Here is a 3,193-nt window from a genome sequence, read left to right on the forward strand (position 1 = left end):
TATGGAAAAATTGAGAAAGAAAACTACATACAAGCCTGAATATGGTGGTTCTAGCTTTTATTGATCTACTTTTGAAAAGATTTTAAACAGGATCTTAAGGGAAAAGACGGTATACAATCGATATTACGAAACGTCGGTGACTTTTTTTCAGGTAATTAGAGGATTCTTCTTAGAAGAGATACCGAAAATAACAGATGTTTTGAAATGTAGGATTAACGACAAGTTTCAAGTCGTTGACTTGAACCCCATTAAGCTAGCCGTTTGAATCGGCACTACTATATACTAGTTTGATTTTAAATTAAGAATTGCATAACTAGGTTTTTTTGAAAAAACTGCTCTATTTTGTAAGAAGATGTTATCTTTTGTGTAAAAATGTTTATGTGCTTAAACTCTTAATTTGAATGCAAACGAGTATAACACGAAATACACTCTTGGCATTAGCTATGCCTGTTTCATATTTTTTTTGAAACTCTTGACTCTACTTTCAGTCATGCGGTTTTCTCTTATAACGGAGTAAACTTTCATTTTCAGTAAGTTTGCTTTTAAGATCAGCTAATCCGAATGATATATGCTTTTAGGTCCAAATTCAGAGGTTTTTTGTTTATGACGATTGTTCCAGCTGTAGAAAAAAGACTTTTCAAACACTAAATTCAAGGATTCTCTGTCTTTAGCTGCTCATTACAAGGTTCAAAAAAACTTATATTCACATTAACCAGAAATTTTCTTTGCCATTTTTCTAAAGATAAAAAAGTGAAAAGGAGCTAATGCATACCAATAAACTCTTCCTAGTACCCCTTTAGGTCGAAAGGTAGCCGTTTGGATTAAGAAATCTTTGTTTTCTTTATTTTCTATTTTGAATTGCAGCCAAGCTTCACCGGGAAGTTTCATGCCGGCGTATAAAATGAGATTAGCATTTTTTTTATCAGCACGTAAGACTCGCCAAAAATCAATAGCATCGCCCACTTGGATTTCTGAGGGGTGTCTTCTGCCGCGGTTTAATCCTACTCCTCCAATGAGACGATCCATCAATCCTCTTATTTTCCAGCACCAGTTAAGAGCATACCAGTTTGTATTTCCTCCAATACACCATATCCTTTCGATTACGGTGTTTTTAGAGTTGTGAAGAGGAACTATTTGTTTATTGATAAGACATCCTTCTATGGGGACTTGGACATATGTTTCGATATTAAGATTTGAGCTGTTAGGTTCCCAGGCATCCATCCAAGTAGAGAGCACTTCATTTTGTGTAATCTTTTTAAAAACCAATTCTAGTGCTTCTTGAAAGTTCAAGCAGTGATGGGGGAGGATTTGATGGATTTCGTTTTTTTGACAAATAGAGCTAATTCTCATGCTTTCTACTAAGTAAGAGCATAAAGAAAACCGTACGGAAGTAATAAATACAAGCCAGTAACTAGATAAACGAGGGGAGAGAACAGGAACATTAATTACCTGTCTTTTTAGTTTCCTAAACTTTGCATATTCTAGAATCAAGTCTTTAAACCGTAAAACATCAGGACCTCCAATATCAAAGATTTTGTGATAGCAATCTTCTTTTAGCATCACTTGTGTGAGGTAGAATAAGATATCCCGAATAGCGATTGGTTGACAGAGGGTATTGACCCACTTAGGGGCAATCATAAAGGGAAGTTTTTCGGTTAAATCGCGGATAATTTCAAAAGATGCACTGCCACTTCCAATGATAATGCTCGCTCGTAAGATAGTAGTGGGAATTGCGCTTCTTCTGAGAACTTCTTCAACTAGTAAACGCGATTTTAGATGAGGGGATAATTTCTTTTCATCATTTATGATCCCTCCTAAGTAGATGATTTGTTGGACATGAGTTTCTTTTATTCCTTTAACAAATTGATTAGCTACTTCTAGCTCAACAGTTATCAAGTTACTCATAATATCTGTCATAGAATGCACGAGATAATAAGCTACATCAATAGCTGTAGGCAGTTGAGATAATGTATCAGGGTTTTTTAGATCCCCCCATATATAATGCAGATTTGGTCGATTTTCGGAAAAAACAGATACGCCTTTAATGCGACATAAGGCATATACCTCATGTCCTTGGTCTAAAAGAGTATGGATCAAACGTTTTCCTACAAATCCAGTAGAACCAGTGATAAAGACTTTAGCCATAGATCAATAACTTGTTGGATCGAGTTTTACTTTGCCTTTAAAAACCTTATACACGTAGCTGACATAAAAGATGGATAGGGGAGCGCCTGCTAAGGCAACAATAAAAATCACCGATAAAGTAATAGGCGAAGAAGAACTATTAAAAATGGATAGGCTTAAATTCTTAGGATCTTTGCTGGAGATGATTAAATCGGGATAAGTTCCTATTGCGTAAAGCAACATTAAACTTAAAATAGCAATACAAGACCCAATAAAAGCCCAACCAAAGCGTTCTTTATATAATTGATAAGGGATGGAAAAAATGCCAAATAAACTAATGATTACAAAAATAACAAGACTTGGATGTTTAAAAATCCTATCCATCATAAAAGGAAAATATTCATACGTTGCTAACGTTGTCACCAGCCAAAGAGTTAGAAAGGTAATCACGAGTGGGTAAATTAATTTTACTAAATGTTTTTGGATATCACCCTCTGTTTTGATCAAGAGATATAAACATCCGTGAAGCGTAAAAAAGATCAATGTAAAACACGCTATTAAAAATGCGTAAGGGTTCATGAAGTGTAGTTGATCCCATAAAATGATGCCTGTGTGATTGAGTGGCATGCCTTGGATTAAATTACCTAAAATTAAACCAAGATCTATGGAGATGAATAAGCTAGCTAAAAAAAATAATACATCCCAAGTTCTACGCCAGAGAGAGGATTCTTTTTTACTACGAAATTCCATAGTAGCTGACCTAAACATAAAACCAAAGACCAAAAGCATCATCGGTATATACTAGTGCCGATTCAAACGGCTAGCTTAATGGGATTTAAGTCAACGACTTGAAACTTGTCGTTTATCCTACATTTCAAAATATCTGTTATTTTCGGTATCTCTTCTAAGAAGAATCCTCTAATTGCCTGAAAAAAAGTCACCGACGTTTCGTAATATCGATTGTATACCTTCTTTTCCTTTAAGATCTTCCACAAGCGTTCAATAGGATTCAAATTCGGCGAATAAGGAGGGAGATAGTGCACTTTAATCCTAGAAGACATCAGAAACT

Annotated in this window: 4 protein-coding genes; 1 reads left to right on the forward strand and 3 read right to left on the reverse strand. The window is 35.1% G+C overall.

Features of this window, described 5'->3' with window-relative positions:
• Window positions 1-136 precede the first annotated feature (136 nt).
• Window positions 137-265, forward strand: a complete 129-nt coding sequence (locus RHOW815_RS08890; RefSeq protein WP_256439937.1) for a hypothetical protein — start codon at window positions 137-139, stop codon at window positions 263-265.
• 443 nt (window positions 266-708) lie between these two features.
• On the opposite strand, the gene RHOW815_RS07440 is transcribed toward RHOW815_RS08890, so the two are convergent.
• The 3 genes from RHOW815_RS07440 to RHOW815_RS09430 form a co-directional block, all read right to left on the reverse strand.
• Complete coding sequence (locus tag RHOW815_RS07440; RefSeq protein WP_215217686.1) at window positions 709-2,145, reverse strand: SDR family oxidoreductase; 1,437 nt, start codon at window positions 2,143-2,145, stop codon at window positions 709-711.
• 3 nt (window positions 2,146-2,148) lie between these two features.
• The gene (locus tag RHOW815_RS07445; RefSeq protein ID WP_320412350.1) at window positions 2,149-2,916 is read right to left on the reverse strand and encodes a cytochrome d ubiquinol oxidase subunit II; all 768 of its coding nucleotides are present in this window, start codon (window positions 2,914-2,916) and stop codon (window positions 2,149-2,151) included.
• 20 nt (window positions 2,917-2,936) lie between these two features.
• Window positions 2,937-3,193: transposase (locus tag RHOW815_RS09430; RefSeq protein WP_502757465.1), on the reverse strand; the 257-nt coding region annotated here is incomplete at its 5' end.

It is taken from the genome of Candidatus Rhabdochlamydia sp. W815, from assembly GCF_018642185.1.
In the GTDB taxonomy this organism is placed as follows: domain Bacteria; phylum Chlamydiota; class Chlamydiia; order Chlamydiales; family Rhabdochlamydiaceae; genus Rhabdochlamydia; species Rhabdochlamydia oedothoracis.

Coding starts and splice junctions, on each gene's coding strand:
- RHOW815_RS07445 (WP_320412350.1), bottom strand. CDS start 2,916: ATGATGCTTTTGGTCTTTGGTTTTATGTTTAGGTCAGCTACTATGGAA.
- RHOW815_RS07440 (WP_215217686.1), bottom strand. CDS start 2,145: ATGGCTAAAGTCTTTATCACTGGTTCTACTGGATTTGTAGGAAAACGT.